The organism is Sorangium sp. So ce367 (genome assembly GCF_051520455.1).
GTDB lineage: Bacteria > Myxococcota_A > Polyangia > Polyangiales > Polyangiaceae > Sorangium > Sorangium cellulosum_B.
Genome location: NZ_CP150334.1, coordinates 4,844,215 through 4,867,719, shown reverse-complemented (window position 1 = coordinate 4,867,719; position 23,505 = coordinate 4,844,215). Strand labels below are relative to the sequence as shown.

Sequence of the window (23,505 nt, the reverse complement as noted above, 5' to 3'; positions counted from 1 at the left end):
GCAAGACAGATCTCGGCCCTGTGCTGTCTGGTCCGAAGACACCCTCAGCGTCACCGTCAGCTCGCCGTCAATCGACGGCCGACGATTCAGCGAATGTGCCTGAACAGCGCTTCGCGCTCCGCCGCGAGCCGACCGCGCGGAAACTCCCGCGCATGGGCTTCGAGCAGCAGGCGCGCCTCGTGATCGCCCTCTCCGTCGTTGTCCTCAATCGCCCGTCGGGCCTGGCTGATCAGGCGCATCTCGCGTGCGGTGACCGCTGGCCTCACGGGGCGCCCCTGGGACGAGATACGAGGTACTATCGCCACAGAGGGCGCGGGCGTGCTGCTCGCCACAGCCTCAGTGCGCGCGCTGCCTGTCGCCGCCGGCGACGCGCTCTCGGGCGCGGCGGGCGCGACAGCGGAATGCGCGCTGTCACGTGAGCCTTGCGCCGTGACGTCGTCTGGTGCGGGCGCGCCCCCCGGCGCGCGGAATGCCGCCGGGTGCAGCCACGATTCCGCGCTGGGCAGCGGCGGCACCGCCGAGAGGAGCGCGCCGGTCAACACGACGAACGCACCCTGCACGACGATCCTCACGCCCAGCCGGCGCAACCAGGCCGTCCACGACGCAGGGCGGTCCAGCCCGAGCACCAGCGGGACGCAGGCGCTCTCGTCCCTACTGTGCGCGGGTTGCTGGGCCGTCCACCGCTTGAAAGCCGCAACGAGTCGATCCCAAGCCCGGCGGTGCTGCGCCCTCACTGTATCCAACGGGACGTTCAGCTCGGCGGCGATCGTGGAGAGCGGTGTCCCCTCCAGCTCGTGCTTGACCAAGAGATCCCGGTACTTGGGGCCGATCCGGTCGAGCAAGTCCCGGGTCAGCTCTTCCCGCTGCCGCAAGCGCAGCAGCTCCTCCGGCGTGGGGCATTCGTCTCGGGGATCGCGCTCCTCGAACGACGTCAGCACCTCTCCGTGGCGGCGCTCGTTCCGCCTGTGCTTCCGTGCCTCGTTGAGGGCGATCGTGACGAAGTACCGCGCCGGATCGCCGCTCAGCTCGACCCGCCTCGCCACTTCCAATCCCCGCAGCAGCGCATTCTGCGCGACGTCCTCGGCGTCGCGTGCCGGCACGCCGTGGAGCCTGGCCAGGCGCCGGAAGCGGTTGAAGCTGAGGAGATGGGTCGCTGGCTTGCCCACGGTTAGGTAGCATCCCTGAGCCGCTCGAAACGGTGCAGGAAAGTGCAAGGAGCGGCAACTTTGGTAGCACCAGGTGGCGCCGATACATGCGTTCAGGCGCTCGAGTCTTCGCTACGCTGCCGCGAACAGGCGATCGCATTGCCGCACCCGAACGCAATTTGCCACTGCCAGGGTCACTTTGCATCGATTCGCTCCCGTTGACGCCGCGCGGTTGGCGCGAGTACCGTCCAACCATGCGATGTTCCGCATGCGCTCTGCTCTTCTCTGCGCTCCTCGCCGCATCCGGCGCTGCGAGCTCGGCCAGCGCGCAGGACGCCTATCCGGCGCCAGGACCACGTGACGGCGCAACGGTGAAGGACCATGTTCGCCGCGGTCGCAGGGCGCGCAACGCCGGGCAGTGGACCGAGGCATACGCCGCCTACAAGGCCGCCTTGGAGGCAGCAGACCCAGCGTCCAGCACGGAGCGAGAGCGCGCGGAGCTCGCCGGCGAGCTTGGTCTCTGCGAGCTCGCGCTGCGCAAGTACCGCGATGCCGCCGAGCACCTGGCCTTTAGCCTCGAGCAGCGCACGGCGCTGCCGCTCGCGCTTCAGCTACGATTCGAGAAAGGAGAGCGCGAGGCAACATCGCACGTCGCGACACTCGTGCTCTCGGTCGATCCGCCGGATGCCGAGGTGCTCGTCGACGGCAAGTGGGTAGGCCGGGTCGCGCGGACCTACAAGCTGTTTTTGGAGCCCGGCCAACGCATGGTGCGGGCCCGCGCACCGGGCCGCCAGGATGGTTTCCATGAGTTCGGGGCTGTGGCCGCAACGGCTTACAACGTCAGAATGCCGTTGGCGCGTATGGCGGTGAGCCAAGCTCCGGAGAGCGCGCCGGGTTCACCGAAGGAAACGCCGAAGACCAGGAGCTCGTCGCCTGCCGTGCGGGGCCGGCCGCCCAGCCCTTGGACATCCTGGCCAGGCGCCCTACGCATCACCGGTATCGGGTTGACGTTGGCGACAGGCTCGCTCGGTGCGGTCTTCATGGTTCGTGCGAGGGCCGCCGACGGAGACCTGGACGAGCGGAACGCGAAGCTCGACGCCGTGGGCGTCTCTCAACGGGTATGTCGGGAAACGCCGAAACCCTCCGCGTGCGCCGAGCTGACGAGTCTCCAACGAGAGCGGGATCTCTTCGCCGGGCTCGGCACGGCGATGGTGGTGACGAGCGGTGTGGTGGGCGCTGCGACTCTGGCTTCGTTCTTCACGGACTTCTCTTTCCTGCAGGCTGAACCGACCAAAGCTCGGGTCGCTCTGGTGCCGACGATCGCGCCGACACAGGCCGGCCTCGTGGCGTACGGCGCGTGGTGATCAGGGGGGCCAGGACATGTCTCTTCTCGAACCGCGACGAATGCGGCTGCTGTTGGCTGTAGGCGCCGTCTCCACGGCCTTCGCGGGCGGCCTCTCCGGGTGCGCCTACGACGATAGCTGCTACGACCGACGCCTCTGCCTCACACCGCCGACGTCTCTCTGTGACGGCAACCCCAAAACGGCGCCGGCGCTCGACGAATGCGGGGTGTTCGTCAGCGCGTCGTCGGGTGACGACAGCAACCCCGGCACGAAGGGCGCGCCGGTGAAGTCCCTGCAGCATGCGATCGGGCTCGCCGCGAGCGGACGAGGCCACGGCGAGGCGCCGACCCGGCGCGTGCTTGCGTGCGGCGGCTTGTTCGAGGAGGAGATCTCGCTGCCTTCCGGGGTCGACCTCTGGGGCAGCCGCCTCTGTAATGACGGCGGCGATTGGTCGTATGAATGGTCGGGCATCGGTCCGAATGCGTCGACCGTCATCGCGCCGCCTGCGCGGATCCCGGTGCGGGTCCTCGAGGGCGACGATGCGGGCATCGCGGAGGACGACGCGACGTCGGTGATCGTCGGCGTTCGCGCCGTGGCGGCCGACGCCTCCGCGAGTGATGGAAAGTCGTCGATCGCGATGATCTTGAGCTCGGGGGCCCGGGCGATCGTGCGGGACAGCCAGATCATCGCGGGCAACGCCAAGGATGGGGAGCCGGGAGAGGACGCCCGCAGCGAGCCGGCCAACGTCGGCGTGCAGGGGAACGACGGCGCGGACGCCTGCACCGCGGACTTCGCGAAAGGTGCTCTGCCCGTCGTGACGGTGTGCGAGGACGGCATCGAGTCGACGGGCGGACCTGGAGGCTACGGCGACATCGAATCGGGGGGGGATGGCGCTTCGGGGCAGCCGGTGCCCGCGACGAATCCAGCAGGCAAGGGTCTTGGAGGCCCTGGCGCGGGGAGCGAGGGTTGCCGAGATGGCGAAGACGGGATGGCCGGCCTTGACGGCGGTCGTGCGGCCGGCGCGGTGGGCATCGGCCAGCTCAGCATCGATGGCTGGATCGGCGTCCGGGGTGAGGACGGGAAGAAGGGCGGCGTCGGCCAGGGGGGCGGTGGCGGTGGCGGTAGCAAATCGCGAGGCGAGATGATGGCGTGCCCGGCAGGCCGACCGCAAGCCGGGGCGGCCGGCGGCTCGGGAGGAAGCGGGGGCTGCGGCGGCCAGGGAGGCAAGGGCGGAGGCTATGGCGGGGCGAGCATCGGCATTATGGCGTTGCAGGGGAGCGCGCTGACGCTCGAGCGCACGGAGGTGTTTGCAGGCAACGGCGGCAACGGCGGGGTCGGCGGGACGGGCCAACTGGGTGGATACGGTAGAGATGGTGGCCACGGTGGGCACACCTTTGTGGCGGGAATGTGGCAAGGTTGCCGCGGCGGCTTCGGAGGCAACGGCGGCCGCGGAGGCGATGCCGGAGGTGGCCTTGGCGGCCCTTCGTACGGCGTCGCGTCCATCGCTGCCTTCGTGACCTTCGGTCCGGACGCGCCCGCAACGGCCGGAAGAGGTGGGGACGGGGGTCTCGCCGGCAATGCAGCGCCTGATGACCCCGTCGGGATGGGCCTGCAAGGCGAATCCATGACTTATCGGCAATTCGAAGTCCCCGATCTCCCACCGCCCCAGTGAATGTCCCCCTTCACGACACGACATCGAGGGAGAACGATGCGAACCACAAGAGCGATCCATCTGTCCCCCGCGCTGCTGCTCGTCGCGGCCAGCTGCGGCACCGCACCGGGACCCAACGAGCCGGGCGGAACGGGATGCGACGGCACCTCGTCGTGTCAGGGTGACGCGCCGACAGAGTCGTTCTGTCTCGAGCGCCTCGCCGCGGACGTGTGGGAGGATGGCTGCGGGGTGTTCGTGGCCGGCATCTGGGGCGACGGCGACGACACGAACCCGGGTACGAAAGAGCGGCCCGTGCGCACCTTGCAGCGTGCCGTCGAGCTCGCGCGTGCCGCACGAGGGCGCGTGTTCGCGTGCGCCGACGGCTTCTTCGGGCCCCTCGCGCTGCCTTCCGGCGTGGATCTGATCGGTGGCTTCAGCTGCATCGACTGGAAGCGGATGCCCCGCTTCGCGCCCTCGATCCTTCAGATTAGAGCTACCGACGACATCGCTCTGACCGTCGTACCGGCGAGCGCCGGAGACACGGGAACCGCGGACGGAGTATCGACGATCGTCGACATGCGGTTTCAGTCGGGCGGCCCGATCGGAATGCTCGTGCAATCCGGCACGGTCGTGGAGGTCATCCGGAGCGAGGTTCGCACGTCGTACGGATGGGCAGGTCACGATGGGGAGGAATGGGGCGGGCTCAATCGCGCAGTGGACGGACCGGATGGTCTGTACGGCGGCGATGCGTGCTCGGCGGACACCGTCCCCGGCGGTCCGGCGGTGGTGAATCCGTGCGACGGCGGAATCCCGAGCGTTGGTGGCAAGGGAGGCGACGGGCTCCCCGACGGCGCGGAGGACGGGGATGACGGGGAGCCGACGCCAACTCCAGACGCCGCGCACGCTGGCCGGGGAGGAGGCGGGGACGTGCCAGGCATCCATTGCAACGGTGGGAACAACGGGATCTCCGGCATGTACGGCGCCGTCGGCACCGCGGGTCAGGGCATCGGGCGTATCACCGAGACAGGCTGGGAGGCCGACTGGGCAGGCGACGGCGGCAGGGGGATGCCAGGGCAAGGCGGCGGAGGCGGCGGCGGCCGGCGAGGCGAACTCGCGGTGTGTGGCGTGGCGACCAAGGGAGGCGCCGGCGGCGGCTCGGGAGGCGTCGGCGGCTGCGGCGGCAGGGGCGGCCGCGGAAGCGAGAACGGGCACCCGACCATCGGCATCGTCGCGCTCCACGCCAAGCTGACGCTGCGCGATAGCGTCGTCACGACCATCGACGCGGGCCCAGGCGGCGACGGCGGAGAGCCCGAAGACGGCGGCAAAGGGGGGCGAGGCGCTCCAGGCGGCGCCGTGGGGGACGGTACGTGGTCCTGTGAGGGTGGCAATGGTGGTCGAGGCGGCGACGGCGGCTACGGCGGACCCGGCCGCGGCGGCGACTCGATCGGCATCGCCTACCTCGACGAGGACCAGCTCACGCTGGAGGACGTCACCTACGATCTCGGACCGCCGGGCAAGGGCGGCGTGAGCTGGGATTGGTCCGGCGAAGAGATCCACGGGCAGGACGGCACCCGAGTCGAGACGCTGCGTTTCCCTGACTAGGATGACGACACATCAGGCGAACCCTGCAAACGGTGTGAAGCGCATACGCCTCGGGCGATCCGCCATGGCGTGATCGCGGGAACCATCGCCGCGCTCCAGCCGATTGCGGCGACGGCCACTGCCGACCGGAAGGACAAGGGAGCGGGCCCCCTCCGGGGTGCGGGCGGCCTACCGCTTCAGCGACGGCGCGTGAAGCCGAGGACGAGCGCCGCGCCCATGCCGACGAGCACGAGCAGGGCCACGGCGACCCACACCCAATCCCGGGGCTCCGCGCTGAAGTAGACAGCCCCCGCGCCGCACCCGGGAGAACACGCTCTTTTCATCATGCACCCATCCTTTTCATCAACCACCGCCGCCGGTCCGCCGGCAGGTGCGGACCACGCCGCGAGATTCCTTGACGCCGCGGCCCCGCTATCTGCTCCGGTGCCATGGGCGACGCCGGCGTCATCGCGCGCCCGCGGGCGTCGACCTCGACGCGCGCGGGCGCTCCGCAAACCGTGGCGCCGAATCCGGCCATGGGACGGCGGACGCCACGGAATGGCTACGGATTCACCGAAGTCCAGACACCTGAGAAGAGGCACACGTAGATCGTCGCCTTGCCCATCAACGACCAATACATGTCGACATCTGGCACCAGCTCGTTCCCGATCTCCGGCGGGATCGGCTGGTAACCGGGGTACGTGGCCTCGATCTCCCGGGCGACCTCGCGCGCCACCGGCTCCTCCTCGGGGATGCCGGGGAGGTGGATCCCGTAGTATGGGCCGAGCAAGGACACGTGGAAGCTGAGCGCCGTTTTTTCAGTGAGCCAGATGCGGGCCGAGTATGCCGGGTCGATCCCCCCCGCAAACAGGTTGAGCGACTCGTTGTGAAGGCCGTATCGTTCGTACATACGGTGGATCATCGCTTCCCACGTCGGGTACGCCGCTCGCCCGCGGTTTGCGGCTTCCACCAGGCGGCCGTGCTCCTCCGTGTCCTCGTAGACGGGCTCGCCCGGAGGCACATAGATGCGCATGATTTATTGCACACCCCGCGGGTAGAATCGGTAGATGATGTCGAGCAGCTCGGAGCGAGTTGTCTTCATGGATTCGTCACCGAGGCACCGAGCCTTTTGTACTTGGATTTGAACGCAGCGTCCACCGCGCGGTGAAACCTATCACAGAAGGATCACATAGGATCACGTAGGGTCGTTCAGAAAGTCCGAAAGCTTATCCGGACACCCATCCCTGGAGCAGATGATCCCCTGCCGGTGCGAGCCGCCTGAGGTCCCCCGGCGCGCATCGCCACGGTCGCGCCGCGGCGGCGGAGCGCCGCCGAGCTCCCCGCGAGCGCTTCCGAGGACGAAGCGCCCGAGCTCAGCCACATGGACGGCGACTGCCCGGGGGGGAGTAGTTACGGATCCACCCAAGTCCAGACCTTCGAGAAGAGGCACATGTAGATCGTCGCCTCGCCCATCAACGCCCCGTCCATCGCCACGTCCGGCACCACCTCGTTCCCGAGCTCCGGCGGGATCGTCTGGTAACCGGGGTACGTGGCCTCGATCTCTTCTGCGACCGCCGCCGGTATCTCGTCGGGCTCGCCCGTATCGTGGATCCCATAATAGGGCCCGAGGAGGCTCACGTGGAAGCTGAGCGAAGCCCTGCTGTTGGGCGAGGGAACGGGCTCCAAGTCCTTGGGGCGATAGATGCGGGCCGAGTACGCCGGGTCGCTCCCCCCTGCCACAAGGCTGAGCGACTCGTTTTGAAGGCGGTATCGTTCGTACATGCGGTGGATCATTGCTTTCCACGTCGGGTACTCCGCCCGCCCGCGGTCTGCGGCTTCCACCAGGCGGCGGTGCTCTTCTGTGTCGTCGTAGAAGGTCTCGTGGGGAGGCACGTGCACGCGGGCGAAGTTATGCACGCCCCGCGGGTAGAAGCGGTAGACGACGCCGAGCAATTCCGAGCGGTTTATCACCATCATTTCGTCACCGAGGCGCCAAGTCCCTTATACTTAAACTTGAACGCAGCGTCCACCGCGCGGTGAAACCTATCGCAGAAGATTCCCGGCGGAAGATTGTAATCCATGAGCTGCGCGACCTCCTCCGTGATCTCCTCGCTGAGTTCGGCTGCACGGAGGTGATCGATTTTCCCCATCAACTCAGTCCGGAGCGGCATCTTGATGGTGATAGGACAGGACCACTCCCTCGTGCCGGCTGAACTTACCTGCTTAAAATTCAGGTTTGTCTTGGCCTGTTGGTACCCGCCTGCAGCCCCCCGGCCGTCATCCTCGACAGTGGTAACGAACGTAAAGAACGACGAATCGAAATCTACCCAGACGAAGTGGGCCATTCCAGGCTTCGGACACTTCGAGCTGCATGCACCGCTACAGCTCAGGAAGGTCGCTCCGGCTCCCGCTACATCGCCGGCTCCGGGGCACTGGTCTCGCGGGGTCTCCGGGCTAGTTCTCGTTGGGGTCTCCGAGCTGTCGCTCGGTTTATCCTCTTCGTCTTCGAGCTCCCACTCGTTGCACGCGATCTTGCGCTCGCCGCCGCCTTGGGGGTCGGCCCCGAAGTCACCGGATGCGGAGGAGGTGAAGACGGGGCGTGGCTCGGAGCCCGGACCGGCCCCTGCACCCGAAGTTCTTTCCCCCACAGGATAGCAGTCGTCGAACGTCATGTTGCACGCCGCCAGCGCCCAAACCGCGATAGTCAAGATCAATAATAGAACTTTTCTCGCGTTCATTTCTCACTCCATCGAAGCACAGGACCAGCAACAATGACGACGGACACATAGCCCGGGAGCACCAGACTGCCACGACCGACCCAATCCACGTTGACGCTCACCGACACCCCCAGCGGTCCGGCGACGTACGCGTTGGACTGCGCGTGGCCGCCTACGGCCAAGCCACCGACGTGGCCGCACAAGGTGACGCCGCACGCCGGCATGAGGTAGAACGCCACAGACGGCCCCGTGCTGACGTTGCCGTCCTTCCACGCGTACCCGATGTCAACCGAGGTCTGGTTGTAGATCCCGAGCCCGTCCTCCTGGATCGGGGGAAGGATCGTGCACAGGTCGTGCACCGTGAACAGGATGTCTCGCTGGATGGGCCAAGATATGCCCGCGTGCGGCCCCACCGCGAGGCGCGGAACGGTACCGGCCTGGAGCCACCCGAGACTCACACCAGCGCTCAGCTCGGAGGCGTCTCCTTGCGTCGGTACGACGAGCAGCGGGATGATCAGGATCGCCCATGGGATCCGCCGCCTTCTTGTGCCCATCGTCCCCTTCCCGTCTTCCGCAACTCGTGAGCAACGTGCCGAGGCGGGGCATTCTTCTGATCAGAGGATCGGCGTCAAACAGAATCTAGGCGAGCACACTACACTGGCCAGGGGTCGTACCGTCCAGAGCGTGCGCCAGCGAGCAGCTACCCGTGCGGCGCCAGCGCGTGTCGACGTGCTGGCGCCAGCCGCCTGGCCGCACCGCCGCGGGTGCGGGCGACCGGCCACGCGCCCCGGGCTGCGCGTGTTCGGCTGCAAGCCCGACCCAGCGCGGCACCGTGCCCAGGCAGCGGTGACCGCGCGCCGTGACGCCCACGCGCGTGGCACCATGCGACGTCGCTCGCGCGGCCGCGCTGCCCGCGAGCGCGGCGCCTGGCGATGGCCTGCACGGTCAACGATGACGACGCGCTAGCGCTCACGCGCCCGGAGCCGCACGACGTTGCTCGCGCGTCTGCGCCGCCCGCGAGCGCCACGCATCGCGGCGGCATTGGCGGGGAGCCACGAGACCGGCTACGGATGGCCCGATGGGGCTCCGCAGGCACCGCAGCCCGGATGCTCCCGCAGGCCTCGCCACTGCTCGAGGGCGTCGCCGCTGTTGCCCCGGCCGGCGGGTCTCTCGGCGTCGTCGAGTTGCCGAGCCGCGACTACGCCGATCACCTCGCGCAGGCGATGCAGATCGCCCAGGAGCGCCATCACCTCCATCACACCGCACGCGGTACACCGGCGAGCGGGGCCGGAGAACGGACGGATCAAGAGCTCGACCATACCGCTGCGCAGCCGCGGTCTTCGGTCGACGGCGCCCGCGCGACAAGGGCGGGCCGCACCGCGCCTCACGATTCTGCAGTGCCGCGACCACGCGCTGCTTGGACGCCCGCGTTCAACGAGCGACGGCCCGGCCCGAAGCGCTTGACCACGCGGACATCGATGGCCCCGAACTCGCCGGCGTCCACCTCGATTCCCGCGCGCGGAGCGGTCGCGGACCTCGACCCTGCGGCCTGTCTGCTCGAGCGCCATGTAGCGCGCCGTCGGCGGCCCCGCGCACCTGAGGCCGCTCCGGAGCGAGAAACGCAGCCTTCCTGTCTGCTCCGGCGCCATGTACGACGCCAGCGCGATCGCGCGCGCTCGCCGGCGTCCTCCTCGACGCCCGCGGCCGCTCCGCGGTCAACCAGGGGCCGCAGCGCCGAGCACGCACTCGAGGAGCTCGCCGACGACGGCCACGAGCTCACGCGGCGCTTCTATCTGGAGAACGAGCGAGGGCGCTCAACACGCCGCGAGAAGGGGAAACCCGGGCGTTTTGCGCGGTGGTCGCGACCGCTCGCGACCGCCGCCGCCGTTTCGGTGACAAGAGAATCGCTGCGGTGGAACCGGGATGGAAGGCGGTCGACCCATCCCTGGCGGCGCAGGTGCGCAAGCGGTTACGCGGCGGGAGTGTTCGTCAACCACCTGGCTGACGAACAGCCGGACCACTGAACAGCCAGAAAGACGTGCCCGTCCGCCCAACGACCTGCGGCTCAGCTGCGCCGCGAAGCGGCGTCGGCTGCAGCCACTTGTTGGGCGGGATCTGGCCGCAACAGCGAGTCGTCGGACTGAAGGTACTGCAACCCGATTTTGATGCCCTTTGACTCGGCGATCATACGGCAGTAGCCGCGCAACATCGTTTGCCGGAGCCGGAACCAACTCCTGCGGTTGCTCAATACCGCTCGCCCATGCGTCTCATCCTTCAGCTTATTCAGGGAAAGCGAGAAGTCCTTCCGCGACAGCGGATCAAGCTGAAGCATCTCGCAGATGCGCATGTAGACGGGAAACAGTTGCTCCGTTGATCGTACAAGTTCCCAATGATGTGCGAGGGACCAGAGAATCGGCTCGTATCGGTTCTTATATTTCTGGGTCGCGCGTTCGTACGACGAGCGGAGCCAAGGGGCGGCATCTTCAACCGCATCGTGAATTGCGTCGTTGAGGAGATCTGTTTTCGCTTCGAGCAGATTAGCGTCAAGCATTCTCATCGCGAGATGCAGCCCGATGAGATGCACGAAGTGCGCGTATCCGTCGGCAATGACCGCAATGCGTGTTGCGACGTGCTCCCATACCGATGCGCCAAGGCGGCCGAAGTTGTCCTTTACCATGTCGCGGAGAACATCCAGTCCCAGTGGCTTTAGCTCAATGGCGGCAATGTACCTGGAAGCCGACTCATGTCCGGACAGCAATGAATCGATGTCTGGCCCGATGCCGGCAAAAAATGAACTTCATCGTACATTCGTGATCTCCCAGCGCCTTGATGAAGAACGCGATCTGTTCGCGAATGCTTGGGTTCTTCAGGATATCGACCTCATCAACAATAACGACGAACGGGTTTTTGTTGATGCGATGTAGCGCGCTTAGAATCTCAACCGTTTCATCGGGAGTCAGCTTGACATCAGGCAGGGATGCCGACTCTGTTTCGAGGCGTTGGAGCAGTTTGATCGCTCCTAGTTGTAGCCCCATTTCACGGACGCGCTTCTCCTTGGATGCAATTCCCGGAAGTTGACCCAAGCAGCGACGAAGGATCCGTGCCGCGAGTGCGTTGAAGTCATCGTCCGGATCACAGCCGACGTACGGCGGCTCTGAAGCAGAATGGTGGAACTCGTACGCGACGGTCTTTGCGAGCGATGTCTTTCCGACCCCGCGCTCTCCGTGGACGAAGATCGTCCGCCCAGGAATGGCAAGCGCCGTTCTCGATTGCCGAAGCTGAGCGGAGCGGCCGTAAAGAAGCTCGGCAGTCGTCACCGGCGCAGACGGCAGGAAGAGCTTCCTTGCGAGGTCGCGCAGGTTCTCGATTTCGTCGTAGCTCAAATCGACCACGGTTGCGCCCCTCCAGACTGCGACGGGATGTCCTCGATCGACGCGACCTGCCCGAACCAGTGGCAGGCGTCATCTGGAGGCGAGACGCCGAAAACTGAGCGACCACGGGCTCTGCAGCCTGAACGCATATGCTGCAGATAACACGGGCGTCACCTCCCCCGCAAGTCCTTCGGTTGACGGCTGCGGGCAGCGGCATGCCATAGGCCACACCTCGACAGCTGGGCTCCACGACGCCCCGCGCAACTAGTGATCTATCGATCAGCCGATTCCATCATAATGTCTTTGGACCGATCTTGCGAAGTGGTGTCAGTCGGTCTACCCGATCCGGGCTCGGCCGATCTGTCTAGTCCGGCGTCCAAGGACGCTATCCGGCGTCCAAGGACGCTATCCGCGCCCGCCCTTGTCCACCTCGCAAACGCGCGCCACTCCGCCCATTTCCGCCCTCCCTCGGCGCCTTCGCACCCCCGCCCGCGGCGCCCGTGGAAGTGGGTTTGGACCGACCAATGTGGGCCGCGAAAAGCCAGGCGTTTCCGCGCGTGAACTACCCGCAGCACCGGCTACCTCACGACCTATCCCGGCGTCGAGTCCTCCTCGTCGCCGCTCCTACCCGCACCCCAGCGCGGGGCGACTGCAGCTTCCACCGCCTTGCGCCACGGTCGCCATCCTGTCGGCATCGCTCCTGACCGTCGGCGCCGGCGTTGGAAGGTGATTCTCCGCCGGCGCCGAGGGGGGCGGTGTACCCGCGTGCTGCCGGCTGGTGCGCGATAAGCGGAGGCTTCTCGGTCGTTAGGTCGAGATCCAGGTGTACCCCGGCCCCGGTCGGGGTCCTGCAGCGCTGACCGTATAGGCGGCGGGGGCTCCCGCCTGTCGGCGTCTCCTTTCCGAGCAATCACTTGCAGCGCGAGCCATCGTGCGGGTTGACGCCGACTTCCGGTGGTCGGGCGGTAGGGCCGGTACCAGGTACCACGCCGAGCCCAGCGTTGGCGGCGCTTCTCCCTTGAGGAGATGATCCGGCGGTGCCGTCCACCCGGCCGAGCTCGGACCACGCTGCCGGCAAGGACGAGCAGCTCGAGCGGCGAGTTCCGGACGCCGACCCTCCGGTCACGGCCGCGGCGGTGAAGGTCGAGGCGCATGGTAGCGGGCGAGCTCTGCATTACAATACCGGGTATAGGCGCGGGGTGAAGGTCGAGGCGTACCCCGGCGAGCTCGGGCCCCTCACCGGTTCTACCTCGGGCGCCTTATCGGGAAGCTCGGCGCCACTCCGCTGCGGCACGGCGCTCTTGCCCATGTGGCCGTTGCGCGACCGAGCTCGCGGCGTGGTCGACCGCGGAGCGGCTGCGGTGTCGAGGTGGACGCCCGCGAGCGCGAAATCGTGCCGGCGTGGCGCTACAGGGCGCCGGAGCAGACAGCGCGGCCGCGGGGGCCGAGATGGGCGCCCGCCAGCTCGGGGCCGCCGACGCCCTGGCCGGCGCGGAGCGGCCGCGCAGGTCGAGGGCCGCGTCGGGCGCTGGTGACTGGACACCGGTGCTCAGCGCTGCGAGCTCGGGGCCGTAGCCGTCCGCCTGGCCGAGCTCGGCCACGTCGCCGGCGAGGTCCTCGAGCGCGGGCTGGTGCCGCGGCCTGGCTGAGCGCGGAGCGGCCGCGGGGGCGAGGTGAACGCCCGTGAACTCGGGCTTGGGGCCGTCGATGCCCTGGTCGGGTGCGGAGCGGCCGCACGGGCCACGGAACTGCCAGCGGGTAGAGCTGAACGGGCTTGCAGGCGTCCAGATGCATGCTACCCTGTAATTGCCCTATGGCGTGACCCGCGCCATTCCTCCGGTGGCTTCCCCCCGCGGAGCCTTCGTTTGGAGCAAGGGGAGCTCGTCTCCTCGGGAATGCTGGTGGCGTCCTTCGTGGTCGCAGGGTCGTGAGCGGGGGTCAGGATCCGTGCGGCATCTCGGAAGGATGTATGACCAAGCATAGCCAATTCAAGGCCCGTATCCGTGCACGCATGGCTGAGGCTGGCGAGAAGTATACGACTGCCCGTCGCCACGTTCTCAGCACACTGGATGCCGCGAAGTCGCAGGAAAAGCGGCGGTCAACTGTTCTACGCACTAGCCCCGCGAAGGCGTTAGAGCACTCCGCCGAGGATCCGGGGTTTGGTACGGCGGCCTTACCCAAGAAGAGCGTGAGCGCGACCGAGCTGGGGGTCCTGGCTTCGCCGAGCGTGAAGGCCGCGATGGAGGCCGCCTTGCCCAAGAAGAGCGTGACCGAGCTGGGGGTCCTGGCTTCGCCGAGCGTGAAGGCCGCGATGGAGGCCGCCTTGCCCAAGAAGAGCGTGACCGAGCTGGGGGTCCTGGCTTCGCCGAGCGTGAAGGCCGCGATGGAGGCCGCCTTGCCCAAGAAGAGCGTGACCGAGCTGGGGGTCCTGGCTTCGCCGAGCGTGAAGGCCGCGATGGAGGCCGCCTTGCCCAAGAAGAGCGTGACCGAGATGCTGGGCCTGGATTCACCGAGCCAGAAGGCCCTGAGGGCCGCGACGGAGGCGGCCTCGCCCAACAAGAGGGTGACCGAGATCCTGGGCCTGGATTCGCCGAGCCAGAAGGCCCTGAATGCCCTGAGGGCCGTGATGGAGGCGGCCTCGCCCAACAAGAGGGTGACCGAGATCCTGGGCCTGGGATCGCTCGCGGCAGGGGCGGCCGAAGCGAGAGGTTTGCGAAGAAGCTAGCGCGACGGACGACGTCGAAAGCGGTCCTTCTCACCGGCCAGCCTCGCCCCACCTGGCCGGGGGCGAAGAGCGGCCCCGAAGGTCGAGGGACACATCAGGCGCAGGTGACTGGACGTTCGTCGACCGGTTGGACAGCGATGGCCCCAACCTCACCAGCGCTGAGCATGCTCGCCTGGGTCGTCGCCATCCGCCTGGTGGCCACGCCGCCGGCGAGTTCTTCGAGCGCGGGGCTTGGCGCCGCGGCCCCTCGTCGACCGTGGAGCGGCGGCGCAAGTCGACGGCCACGTCGCGAAGCCATCACCGAAGGCACCCACCCCGGCGCCCAGCGCTGCCCCGGCGCCTCCGCCGACTCCCATGCCCGCCGCCGCGGCTCCCGCCACGCCGGTCGCCATTAAGCCCGTTGCGCCTCGGCCGGAGCCCTCCCGTCAGCTCGACCTGTTCGCCTGGCGCCTGAAGCCGCGGACGCCGGTGCAGCTGAGTTTGTTCGGCGCATAGGAGCATCGCCAAGGCTCCGTACAGCTAAGCGTCGGCCGTTGACGGCGCACCTTCGACAATTGCATGGATGACGAAATCCGCATTATGGCTTGGCCGGTACACGACGGCGTTGCCAACGGCTCGATCGATGGAGGACGCAAGAAACTCAAGTGCGCGGAGTGCTTCTGTTCCCACAAATTGGGGACCATCGCGCAACGAATCGTGCGTGCCGTCGTGGTCAACTGGAATAGCCTTGGTCCACGACGGAACATCGACCGTGGCGCCGCCGTGCAACCGCAGCCGCACAAGCGGAGCACCCTTCGGTCGAATGTCAACACGAGACAGACCTCCTTCGACATTGAAGGCATTGAATTTTCGATAATGAGAGACAGCTGTAGAGCGTCAGTAATAATGACCCCCGCGCGACAGTAAAACTGACCCCCCTCCCTCGCGCCAGAGCGGAGGAAACGGCATGGAAATCAGGGACTTGGACGTGGCACCTCTCGGTTCGGAGGTGCAGGAGATGATCGAGCCGGACGTTATCCGGCAGATTCGCGAGTTCACGGCCCGAGGGTGGGGGTCCAAACGGATCGCCGCGGAGCTCGGCGTGGCTCGCAACACGGTCCGCCGTTATTTGCGCGGTGGAGCCGCCGCCGAGGCGCAGGTGCGCCCTGGTCGTCGCTGCTTGGACGAGGATGGCCGCGCCGAGGCCAAGCAGCTCTTCACCGGCTTGGCGGAGGGCAACGCCGTGGTCGTCGCAGGCGAGCTTGTCAGCCGTGGCATCACGGTAAGCCCGAGGACCGTACAGCGCGTGGTGGCCGACCTTCGCCGCGGGCAAAGGGCTGCCGACGTGGCCAGCGTACGGTTCGAGACCGCCCCTGGTTATCAGATGCAGATCGACTTCGGTCAGAAGCAGGTCCGCATCGCCGGCACATTCGTGCGGGTGCACCTGCTGGTCGCCGTATTGAGTCACTCACGAAGGCTGTTCGTCAAGGCTTTTCTGAGCGAGCGACAGGACGATTGGCGCGAAGGCATCGCAGAAGCCTTCCGCCACTTCGGCGGCGTGCCTCGCACTGTACTCGGGGACAATGCGCGCTCGCTGGTGCTCGGCCGCGAGCGCGAAACAGGCACCGTGACGTTCCACCCGGCTTACCTCGCGTTCTGTCGCGATTGGGACGTCACCCCGCGCGCCTGCGGGCCCTACCGGGCGCGCACCAAGGGCAAGACCGAGTCGGGCGTCAAGTACGTCAAGCGCAACGGGCTGGCGGGGCGCGAGTTCGAGTCCTTCGCCGCGCTCGAAGCCCACCTGGTCCGGTGGATGGGCGAGGCCGACCAGCGCATCCACGGCACGACCCACGAGGCGCCGATGGTGCGCTTCGAGCGCGATGAGCGGCACGCGCTCCGGCCGTTGCCGTCACGGCCCCTGCCGGTGCGAGAGCAGCGGCTCCGACGACGCGTAGCCAACGACGCCCTCGTCGACGTCGACACCATCCGCTACAGCGTCCCGCACCGGCTTGTGCGCGACACCGTGGACGTCGTTGTCGGTGAGCGCGAGGTCCGCATCTATCGGGGAACGGAGTTGGTGGCGCGGCACGAGCGCTCCTTCGAGCCTCATGCTCGTGTCGTCGAGCCCCGCCACTTTGACGGGCTGTGGCGAAGGCCTGCCGCGCCGACGCCGCTAGATGCGCCCCTGAGCGCCCTGGAGGCCATGGGGCGCAGCCTGTCGGACTACGCGGCCGTGATCGGGGAGGTGGCCTCGTGAGCCGCGAGATCGTGCATGCGCGCGTTGTCGAGAGCCTGAGCCGGCTCAGGATGCGCTCCATCGCCGAGCGGCTCGATGCCCTGCTCTCCGAGGCGGCCAGAACCGAGCCGACCTACCTCGATTTCCTCGACAAGCTCCTCTGCGAGGAGATCGGGTCCAAGCAGCGCAAGCGGGTGGCGATGGGGATCCAGATCGCGCACTTTCCGGCGATCAAGACCCTCGAGGACTTCGACTTCAAGTTCCAGCCCTCGATCGACCAGAAGCTCGTCCGCGAACTCGCCACCGGGCGCTTCATCGCTGAGGCCGAGAACGTGCTGGTGTTCGGTCCTCCCGGGGTGGGCAAGACGCATCTGGCCATCGCGCTGGGGCGGGCCGCCGTCGAGGCGGGGCACTCGGTGCTCTTCACGAGTGCGACCGCGCTCCTGGCGACGCTGTCGAAGGCGGAAACCGAGGGGCAGCTCGCGGAGAAGCTCTTGTTCTACACGAAGCCGAAGCTTCTGGTGGTCGATGAACTGGGCTACTTGCCCTTCGAGAGGCAGAGCGCCCATCTCTTCTTCCAGCTCGTTGCCAGGAGGTACGAGAAGAGCAGCACCCTGATCACGACAAACCAGGTGGTGACGCAGTGGGGCACGGTCTTCGGGGACGAAGTCCTCGCCGCCGCCATCCTCGACCGTCTGCTCCACCACAGCCACACCCTGATGATCTCGGGAGACAGCTACAGGCTGAAACAGAAAAAGAAGGCGGGTCTGCTCGGCGGGAACACCGCGCCGATCAGGTGATCCATGGGCGCGGGAGGGGGGTCAGTTTTACTGTCGCAAGGGGGTCAAAAGTTACTGTCGCTTGACAACAGCTCCCAGCAACTCCGTAGCCGCCTGCTCAAGTGTTTTCGCGATAACGGCGTAGGCTGTAATCTGCTTATGGATCCCACCCGTTGGGATCGGCTGTGTCATCGTTATTTCGACCAGTGTTTCGTGCAGCATGCTACTCCCCATGATGGCACGTCCTTCGTAGTTGCCATCTGGCAGCCTTACCGTAATATCGGCTTCAGTGGTCACATGGGTGATCGGCATCCGGTGCCTCCTCGTCCTCGCGCAGCGGCGTGTGACAGCGCGTCTGCGTAGTCCTGACAGCGTTCCTGCGCATGACGGCGCAACTTCTCAAGTTCGCAGTGGTTCTTGTTCATCCGATTTCGCTCGCACGGCATCGCGTTTCGGTCAAGGCAGCGGCGCGTGATACTCCTCCGCCACGTGCCGCGCTGAGTTCGTCTCGGCGGCGCTGGCCGAGGCGCTAGGGAGCCCCCGAGGCCTAAGGCGCTCCGCCCGCCCGAGCCGGCCGCCGGGACGCCTACGGCGCCCGCCAGGGCCCTGCCGAACGGGTGGGGCCTCCTCAGGCCAATCAACGCCGGAGACGAGCGGACGGAGTGGAACGCAGGCGACCGCTGGTCGCCCGGAGCTTCGATCTGTTCGATTTCTGCATGAAATCCTCCAATCGGGCCGACGCCTCGCCGGCCGTGCTCCGTTTCACTACCCGCAAGCGCCGCCCATCTGTCAAGCGCCAACAAACTCCCGCCACCCGTGCGCCCCGGAGAAGGCGTCGCCTGACCGCCGTGCTCGCGCAGACCAGGCCGGTCTGGCAGCTGGTTCGAGGTAGACGCCCGGCGAGCCTGGGATCGCTCCGGCGTTGCGCTACATGGCGCCGGAGCAGACAGCGGCCGCGGGGTTGAGATGGACGCCGGCGAGTTGGCCGCGTCGATGTGCCGTCGCATGGTCGAGCACGCGGGGGTCGGGGTCGAGGGGGGACGCCTGCGAGCTTGGGGGGCCGTCGATGTCCACCTGCCGGGGCGAAGAGCGAAGAGCGGCCGCGAAGGTCGAGAGACACCTCAGGCGCAGGTGACTAGCCGTTCGTCGGCCGACGGCCGACGAACGGCTACATGGGCAAGAGCGACGCGCCGAGCCCGGCGAGGTAGCCCGGCCGCCGCAAGTGGGACGACGCGTAGCCGCGTACGCGACGGTGCTGTTCGTTCACCAGGTGGTTGGCGAACGGTCCTCACCCGTAAATCCGCCGCGCCACGACTATTCCGCTTGACTATGGCGGCCGCACCGTGTCTCACAGCATGCGCTTCGACCTCTACGACCGCAGCGGCGGAGAGGAGCCGAGCTCGCGCCTCGTCGCCGGCGCCTCTCCTGTACTCGGCCAGATGGGCGACGGCACCACGCTCGCCCTTTGCCAGCGTCGCTCCTGCACTCGGCTAGGTGGAGAGCCACTGCACCGAGCTGGCCGACGTTTATCTCGACATCTGCGACGGCCCTGAGCGCGCCCAAGTGGACGACCGCGGCCCCGAGTTCGTGCACAGGGCGCTCTACGCCGCCTAGGCGTCGAGCGGCACGCCGACCAAGGCCCGCGCCGCGGCGAGGGACCGCGCCGATCGGCTCCGGCGCCATGTACTCGACACCGGCCGCGCCGAGTTCCTCCTCGTTGAGCTGCTGGATGGTGAACGACCGCAGCCCCGAGCGCGTGCCCCAGGCGCAGCGATCCGAAGCCGCGCCCTTGACGACCAGCGACCGCTGGGACCGTACGGGCGCGCCCCGATGGCTCGCGTGCAGCCTCGACGGCGTCCGCCCGCTAGCCGCCGTCCCACGCCGGGCACAGCCGACAACTACCCGAAACTACTCAGCATTGTTTTTGCGTGTGGAAATTGTTTCCCCCTTGCAGATGGGCGGCGTCACGACGCAATGCCGTGGCGTCCGATCCGGGCTTCGGTGTTGCTCCTCCCCTCGACCCGGGCTCTCCATGGTCGGATGAGCTCAATTCGACCGGGAGGGTGGCCGGCGGTGGGAACGGTGGTGGGGAGTGGCCGCGGTGTGCGGCTCCTCCTCGCCGCAGCGCTCGGCGTGCTTGTGATCCTGTTCACGGCATCCTACGCGCTCGGGGCGCCGGCCGTGACGATCCAGGCCCCGGTGAACGACCACGCGGGCGTGCTCACGCCGGAGGAGCGAGCCGACCTCGCGCGCAAGCTCCTCGCGCACCGCGAGAGGACCGGCGTGCAGATCGCCGTTCTGCTCCTGAGGACCACGGGCGGCGTGCCCATCGAGGATTACTCGCTGGAGATCGCCGAGGCCTGGGGCGGGGGCACGGAGAAGCAGGACAACGGGGTGCTGTACACGCTGGCCATCGACGACCGGCGGATGCGCATCGAGGTGGGTTACGGCCTGGAGGACATCCTGACCGACGGCGTGTGCCGCGCGATCCTCGACGGGTCCCGCGACGACCTCCGGCGCTCCCAGTACGGCAGCGCCGCGGGCTTCGTGGTGGGCAGGCTGGTCGCCCTCACGGCGGACCAGAAGATGGGGCCGGGGGGGACGCTGGCGCTGCTCGGGTCACCGTCGACGCACATCGAGGCGCGCTACATCGCGCATTACGCGCTCGGTGCGCTGTTCGGCGTCCTGCTCGGCTTCGTGGTCCGGCGCGCGCCGCGCTCCCCTGCGACGCTGGGCGATCTCGAAGGGCACATGGCGGGCCGGCGAGGGAAACTGCTTATCGCCGCCACGGCCGTCCTCGCCTTCCTGGTCGTCCCGGGGCTCGCGGCGTTCGCGTCGGTATCGGCTTACGGGGCGCTCTCCCAGGCCGCCGCATCGACCTACCTGACGAACCAGGCAGGCCCGCTCCTCGGCGTGATGCTCATCGCGACGCTGATGGGCCTGGTCGCGGGACGGAGCCTGTTTCTGAAGAGAGCGCCGGAGGAACCCTTCCTACGGCGCGTGAGGTTATCTGCCATCGCCATCGCCATCGTCGTCCCGTTCGGCGCCGGTCTGTTCGGGCTCGTCAGCTCCATGGACGTGTCGCTCTACCTGGCGCTCTTCATGTGCTTCGTGTTCGGCCTGGTCCCGGCCATGACGCTCCTGCCCGCCAGCGGCCGGGCCGCGTCGTCGGGCTCGTCTTCCGCCTCGAGCTCGACCTCGTCGTACTCCTCGTCCTCGGACTCCTCGTCCTCCTCCTCGTCCTCGTCGTCATCATCGAGCAGCGGTTACAGCGGCGGTGGCGGATCATTCGGGGGCGGCGGCGCGAGCTCGAGCTGGTAGGAGGAACGTCGATGAACGAGCGTGCGACAGAGCTCGAAGCGGAGCAGGCGAGGAAGGTCGATTACGAGGACGTCGACGAGGTGATCGCGCTCGCCGCGCGCCTCGCCGAGGCGGACAAGGATCGGCTCCGCATCGAGGATCTCGAGCGCGTCGGCGCCGAGCTCGAGATACCACCCCACCACGTGCGCCGGGCGGTGGAGGAACTCGCGGCGCGGCGGCAGCGCGAGGCGGCGCGGAGGGCCGCGGCCCGGCGGCGACTCCGCTGGGCGGGCGCCGCCCTCTCGGCGATCGCCCTGGTGCTCGGCGGCCTGCTCCTCTCGGCGCGCGCCTCGCTGGAGCAGGGGCGCGCCGAGGTGGAACGCAGGAGGGCGCAGGTCGAGAACGTCGTCGAGCGCCGGGAGCGCACCCGCGCGCGCCACGAGGGCGCGGCGCCCTCGCCCGAGCGCGACGCGGAGCTCGCCGGCGCGGACAACCGGGTGAGCATCGAGCGAAGGCGCTATGACGAGGACGCCAGCACGTACAACGCGCTCGCCGCGGGGCTCTCCGCGCAGCTCGCCGCGCGCCTCTTCGGCCTGCCGGCGCGCGTGCCGCTCTCGAACGAGATCGACGCCTGGTAAGGCAGCGGCCGACTGCTGCTCTCACCTCTGCCGGCCAATCCCACGCGCCGGCGGGCGGGCGTCTCGCCCTTCGACTCCTCGTGGACCTTCTCGAAGCGGTATCCCTCGGTTTACACGATCTTCCGCAAGTAGTGGAACTTGGGATCCGTCAGATCGTCGGCCGTCAGCGCCCAGCCCTCGTCCCGCGGGATCAGGTAGATGACATCCGACTTCACGCTGGCGAAGCTCACGTGGCCGAGGTTCTGGAGGATGTGGCCAAACACGTCGCGGCGCCACAGGCGGTCCTTGGGGATGTCGCAGACCGTTCGGAGCATCCGATCCGTGGGTGAGCCCTGGATCAGCAGGAACGCCATCGTGAAGGTCAGGTAGCGGGGCTGGCCGCGGTACGGGTCCGGCGTCCCCGACGGCCCCTTGCGCGCGCCCTCCTCCGTGATCATGCCGCGGGACCACATGCCGTAATCGTTGAGCGCCCGGGAGTCGTCATCGAAGTAGTCCCAGCACCCCTTCTCGAGGGCGTGCAGGTTGGACAGCAGCGCCATCTGCGCGCGGCGGTACTGGTACCACTTGTATTGCAGGCTCATCTTCTCGAACTGGACCTGGACGGCATCGTGCAGCGCGCGCTGCAGCGTGCTCCCGGGGTCCATGCGCGCGCACACCTCCATCGCGAAGATCGAGTGCTCCACGGTCAGCCTCCGTATCCGCCCGAAGCCCGGTTCCACGAGCCGCTCCGGCTGAGGGCCGCGCCGAGGATCACGCCGGTGCCGAGCGCCACGACGACTGGCACCGTCCCGAAGCCGTCCGGGCCCGGCGACACCCCGCTCGACGCGGTGCCGCTCGAGAACGCCGTCGCGCGCTGCGCCGGCACGTACGATTTGCCGGGCCTCGGCGCGCTCGGCTCGACCGGCGCCGGGCGAGGGGGCAGCCCCCACGGATAGTCCATCCAGAACCAGCCGTGCGACGCGGCGCGGCCGCCATAGTAGCAGGGAGGCCAGTCCTCCGTCTCGTTCGCGGGCTTCGGCTCCGCCGGGTCGGCGGCAAAGACGTTCGCGGCCATCAACCCGACGTCGAGCCGGCGCGACCGGAACGCAACGAGGTCGTCGTTGAGGTCGTCGGACTCGGTCGTGTCCCTCTCCGTGGGCACCACGACCAGCACATGGCGAACCCCTCGGTCCCAGAGCGCATCGGCGGACGGGAGCCTCGCGACATGCCGGTTGTCGAACTGCGTGGCGTCGTCCGAATAGGGCGAGAGCCGCTGTCGATCGAGGACGAACATCGTCGCGCGGGGGCCGGGAACCGAGCGGGCGAAGAGCGGCTGGTAGTACGCCGCCGAGGCGAGCGTCAGGTGCGCCTTGACGACGCCCCGCGGGTGCGGCCAGTTGTCGAACGTGAACACCGGGTCGAACGCCTCCGCCGCGCCGGCGGCAAAGGCCACCGACTCGGGGCCGTCGAGATCCACGATGACCGCGATGTCGCGGCGAAGGCCGCTGTCCGTCCGGGCGGCGAGGAGGAGCGACGCGAGCGCCTTGCCGCTCCGGTAGGCGCGGTCCATCGCCGGCGTGAAGATCGGCCGGAGCACGTCGCCGAGCGGCGTGATGGGCGCCGGATCCCCCTCGGCGACGAGCGTGGGCACGGCCGACGGCGACTCGAACAGCGCGGGCACGTAGTAAGCGCGCGCGCCCTCGTCCGCCGGCCTGAGGTCGGTGGACATCCTCGCGAGCGCGGCCCGGTCGAACGGCTTCTTCGACTCGCCGTCGAACGTCACGCTCTCCTGCGCGGCGCCGAAGCTCCAGCCAAACGTCCGCTGCATGTCGAGCGCCCGCTTCCTCTGCACCGCGGTCTCGTCGTCCGAGCACCCGTCCGCGGCCACGGCGATCGCGGCCGCCACGCCGACGAGCCCGACCGCGCCGAGCGCGGCCAGGATCGCGTTCCGCCGCGACGCGTCCTTCGGCGCGTCGGCCAGGCCCTTGTGCCACCAGCGCGCCCCGACGATCCCGGGCTTGTCGAGCACCTCGGCGCGCTCGAACGGCTCGTCCATCTGGC

20 protein-coding genes are annotated in these 23,505 nt (G+C 68.1%); 8 read left to right on the top strand and 12 right to left on the bottom strand.

Annotated elements, in window-relative coordinates; translation table 11 throughout:
• Positions 1-86: 86 nt before the first annotated feature.
• The gene (locus tag WME97_RS18520; protein WP_437553449.1) at positions 87-1,166 is read right to left on the bottom strand and encodes an RNA polymerase sigma factor; all 1,080 of its coding nucleotides are present in this window, start codon (positions 1,164-1,166) and stop codon (positions 87-89) included.
• 350 nt (positions 1,167-1,516) lie between these two features.
• Between WME97_RS18520 and WME97_RS18515 the strand changes: the two genes are divergently transcribed.
• From WME97_RS18515 to WME97_RS18505, 3 genes are read left to right on the top strand one after another with little or no spacing between them, the layout of a single operon-like run.
• Positions 1,517-2,509 carry a PEGA domain-containing protein gene (locus WME97_RS18515; RefSeq protein WP_437553447.1) on the top strand — a complete coding sequence of 331 codons (993 nt, stop codon included), beginning with the start codon at positions 1,517-1,519 and terminating at the stop codon, positions 2,507-2,509.
• 52 nt (positions 2,510-2,561) lie between these two features.
• Positions 2,562-4,160: a hypothetical protein gene (locus WME97_RS18510; protein ID WP_437553445.1), complete on the top strand. Its 1,599-nt coding sequence runs from the start codon at positions 2,562-2,564 to the stop codon at positions 4,158-4,160.
• A 36-nt stretch (positions 4,161-4,196) separates the two neighbouring features.
• The gene (locus WME97_RS18505; RefSeq protein WP_437553444.1) at positions 4,197-5,741 is read left to right on the top strand and encodes a hypothetical protein; all 1,545 of its coding nucleotides are present in this window, start codon (positions 4,197-4,199) and stop codon (positions 5,739-5,741) included.
• Between the two features lie 176 nt (positions 5,742-5,917).
• Here the strand turns inward: WME97_RS18505 and WME97_RS18500 are convergent, their stop codons facing one another.
• The 7 genes from WME97_RS18500 to WME97_RS18470 form a co-directional block, all read right to left on the bottom strand.
• The gene (locus WME97_RS18500; protein ID WP_437553442.1) at positions 5,918-6,067 is read right to left on the bottom strand and encodes a hypothetical protein; all 150 of its coding nucleotides are present in this window, start codon (positions 6,065-6,067) and stop codon (positions 5,918-5,920) included.
• Between the two features lie 215 nt (positions 6,068-6,282).
• Positions 6,283-6,753 (bottom strand): hypothetical protein, encoded by a 471-nt coding sequence (locus WME97_RS18495; RefSeq protein WP_437553440.1) that lies wholly within the window; start codon positions 6,751-6,753, stop codon positions 6,283-6,285.
• A 377-nt stretch (positions 6,754-7,130) separates the two neighbouring features.
• Positions 7,131-7,697: a hypothetical protein gene (locus WME97_RS18490; protein ID WP_437553438.1), complete on the bottom strand. Its 567-nt coding sequence runs from the start codon at positions 7,695-7,697 to the stop codon at positions 7,131-7,133.
• Entirely contained in the window at positions 7,694-8,458 is a 765-nt protein-coding gene (locus WME97_RS18485) for a hypothetical protein (RefSeq protein ID WP_437553436.1), read from the bottom strand. Before WME97_RS18485 ends, WME97_RS18490 begins: the two co-directional genes overlap by 4 nt.
• Positions 8,455-8,991 (bottom strand): hypothetical protein, encoded by a 537-nt coding sequence (locus tag WME97_RS18480; RefSeq protein ID WP_437553434.1) that lies wholly within the window; start codon positions 8,989-8,991, stop codon positions 8,455-8,457. The genes WME97_RS18485 and WME97_RS18480 overlap by 4 nt, the downstream gene beginning before the upstream one ends.
• Positions 8,992-10,502: 1,511 nt before the next feature.
• Positions 10,503-11,114: a hypothetical protein gene (locus tag WME97_RS18475; protein ID WP_437553433.1), complete on the bottom strand. Its 612-nt coding sequence runs from the start codon at positions 11,112-11,114 to the stop codon at positions 10,503-10,505.
• 64 nt (positions 11,115-11,178) lie between these two features.
• Positions 11,179-11,829 (bottom strand): ATP-binding protein, encoded by a 651-nt coding sequence (locus WME97_RS18470; RefSeq protein WP_437553431.1) that lies wholly within the window; start codon positions 11,827-11,829, stop codon positions 11,179-11,181.
• Positions 11,830-13,777: 1,948 nt separating this feature from the next.
• On the opposite strand from WME97_RS18470, the gene WME97_RS18465 reads away from it, so the two are divergent.
• A complete protein-coding gene (locus WME97_RS18465; RefSeq protein WP_437553430.1) occupies positions 13,778-14,533 on the top strand; it encodes a hypothetical protein in 756 nt (251 codons plus the stop codon).
• A 519-nt stretch (positions 14,534-15,052) separates the two neighbouring features.
• On the opposite strand, the gene WME97_RS18460 is transcribed toward WME97_RS18465, so the two are convergent.
• Positions 15,053-15,313, bottom strand: a complete 261-nt coding sequence (locus WME97_RS18460; protein WP_437553428.1) for a hypothetical protein — start codon at positions 15,311-15,313, stop codon at positions 15,053-15,055.
• 217 nt (positions 15,314-15,530) lie between these two features.
• Here WME97_RS18460 and istA point away from each other — a divergent pair, with 217 nt between their 5' ends.
• Positions 15,531-16,769: an IS21 family transposase gene (istA, locus tag WME97_RS18455; protein ID WP_437555340.1), complete on the top strand. Its 1,239-nt coding sequence runs from the start codon at positions 15,531-15,533 to the stop codon at positions 16,767-16,769.
• The gene (gene istB / locus WME97_RS18450; RefSeq protein WP_437544978.1) at positions 16,766-17,548 is read left to right on the top strand and encodes an IS21-like element helper ATPase IstB; all 783 of its coding nucleotides are present in this window, start codon (positions 16,766-16,768) and stop codon (positions 17,546-17,548) included. Before istA ends, istB begins: the two co-directional genes overlap by 4 nt.
• Before the next feature lie 51 nt (positions 17,549-17,599).
• Here istB and WME97_RS18445 read toward each other — a convergent pair whose 3' ends face one another.
• Positions 17,600-17,839 (bottom strand): hypothetical protein, encoded by a 240-nt coding sequence (locus WME97_RS18445; protein ID WP_437553427.1) that lies wholly within the window; start codon positions 17,837-17,839, stop codon positions 17,600-17,602.
• Between the two features lie 1,728 nt (positions 17,840-19,567).
• Here WME97_RS18445 and WME97_RS18440 point away from each other — a divergent pair.
• Both WME97_RS18440 and WME97_RS18435 read left to right on the top strand, forming a co-directional pair.
• A complete protein-coding gene (locus tag WME97_RS18440) occupies positions 19,568-20,848 on the top strand; it encodes a TPM domain-containing protein (RefSeq protein ID WP_437553425.1) in 1,281 nt (426 codons plus the stop codon).
• An 11-nt stretch (positions 20,849-20,859) separates the two neighbouring features.
• Entirely contained in the window at positions 20,860-21,465 is a 606-nt protein-coding gene (locus tag WME97_RS18435) for a hypothetical protein (RefSeq protein ID WP_437553423.1), read from the top strand.
• Positions 21,466-21,575: 110 nt separating this feature from the next.
• Here WME97_RS18435 and WME97_RS18430 read toward each other — a convergent pair whose 3' ends face one another.
• Positions 21,576-22,148, bottom strand: coding sequence for a hypothetical protein (locus tag WME97_RS18430; RefSeq protein ID WP_437553421.1), 573 nt, complete (start codon positions 22,146-22,148; stop codon positions 21,576-21,578).
• 2 nt (positions 22,149-22,150) lie between these two features.
• On the bottom strand, positions 22,151-23,500 hold the full coding sequence (locus WME97_RS18425) for a hypothetical protein (RefSeq protein WP_437555422.1): 1,350 nt from the start codon (positions 23,498-23,500) through the stop codon (positions 22,151-22,153).
• Positions 23,501-23,505 lie beyond the last annotated feature (5 nt).

Bases quoted from the DNA above. Each gene is read 5' to 3' on its own strand.
- WME97_RS18505 (WP_437553444.1), top strand. From the start codon at position 4,197: ATGCGAACCACAAGAGCGATCCATCTGTCCCCCGCGCTGCTGCTCGTC.
- WME97_RS18495 (WP_437553440.1), bottom strand. From the start codon at position 6,753: ATGCGCATCTATGTGCCTCCGGGCGAGCCCGTCTACGAGGACACGGAG.
- WME97_RS18475 (WP_437553433.1), bottom strand. From the start codon at position 11,114: ATGGTAAAGGACAACTTCGGCCGCCTTGGCGCATCGGTATGGGAGCAC.
- WME97_RS18500 (WP_437553442.1), bottom strand. From the start codon at position 6,067: ATGATGAAAAGAGCGTGTTCTCCCGGGTGCGGCGCGGGGGCTGTCTAC.
- WME97_RS18485 (WP_437553436.1), bottom strand. From the start codon at position 8,458: ATGAACGCGAGAAAAGTTCTATTATTGATCTTGACTATCGCGGTTTGG.
- WME97_RS18435 (WP_437553423.1), top strand. From the start codon at position 20,860: ATGAACGAGCGTGCGACAGAGCTCGAAGCGGAGCAGGCGAGGAAGGTC.
- istA (WP_437555340.1), top strand. From the start codon at position 15,531: ATGATCGAGCCGGACGTTATCCGGCAGATTCGCGAGTTCACGGCCCGA.
- WME97_RS18490 (WP_437553438.1), bottom strand. From the start codon at position 7,697: ATGATGGTGATAAACCGCTCGGAATTGCTCGGCGTCGTCTACCGCTTC.
- WME97_RS18480 (WP_437553434.1), bottom strand. From the start codon at position 8,991: ATGGGCACAAGAAGGCGGCGGATCCCATGGGCGATCCTGATCATCCCG.
- WME97_RS18445 (WP_437553427.1), bottom strand. From the start codon at position 17,839: ATGCCGATCACCCATGTGACCACTGAAGCCGATATTACGGTAAGGCTG.
- WME97_RS18440 (WP_437553425.1), top strand. From the start codon at position 19,568: ATGAGCTCAATTCGACCGGGAGGGTGGCCGGCGGTGGGAACGGTGGTG.
- WME97_RS18425 (WP_437555422.1), bottom strand. From the start codon at position 23,500: ATGGACGAGCCGTTCGAGCGCGCCGAGGTGCTCGACAAGCCCGGGATC.
- WME97_RS18465 (WP_437553430.1), top strand. From the start codon at position 13,778: ATGACCAAGCATAGCCAATTCAAGGCCCGTATCCGTGCACGCATGGCT.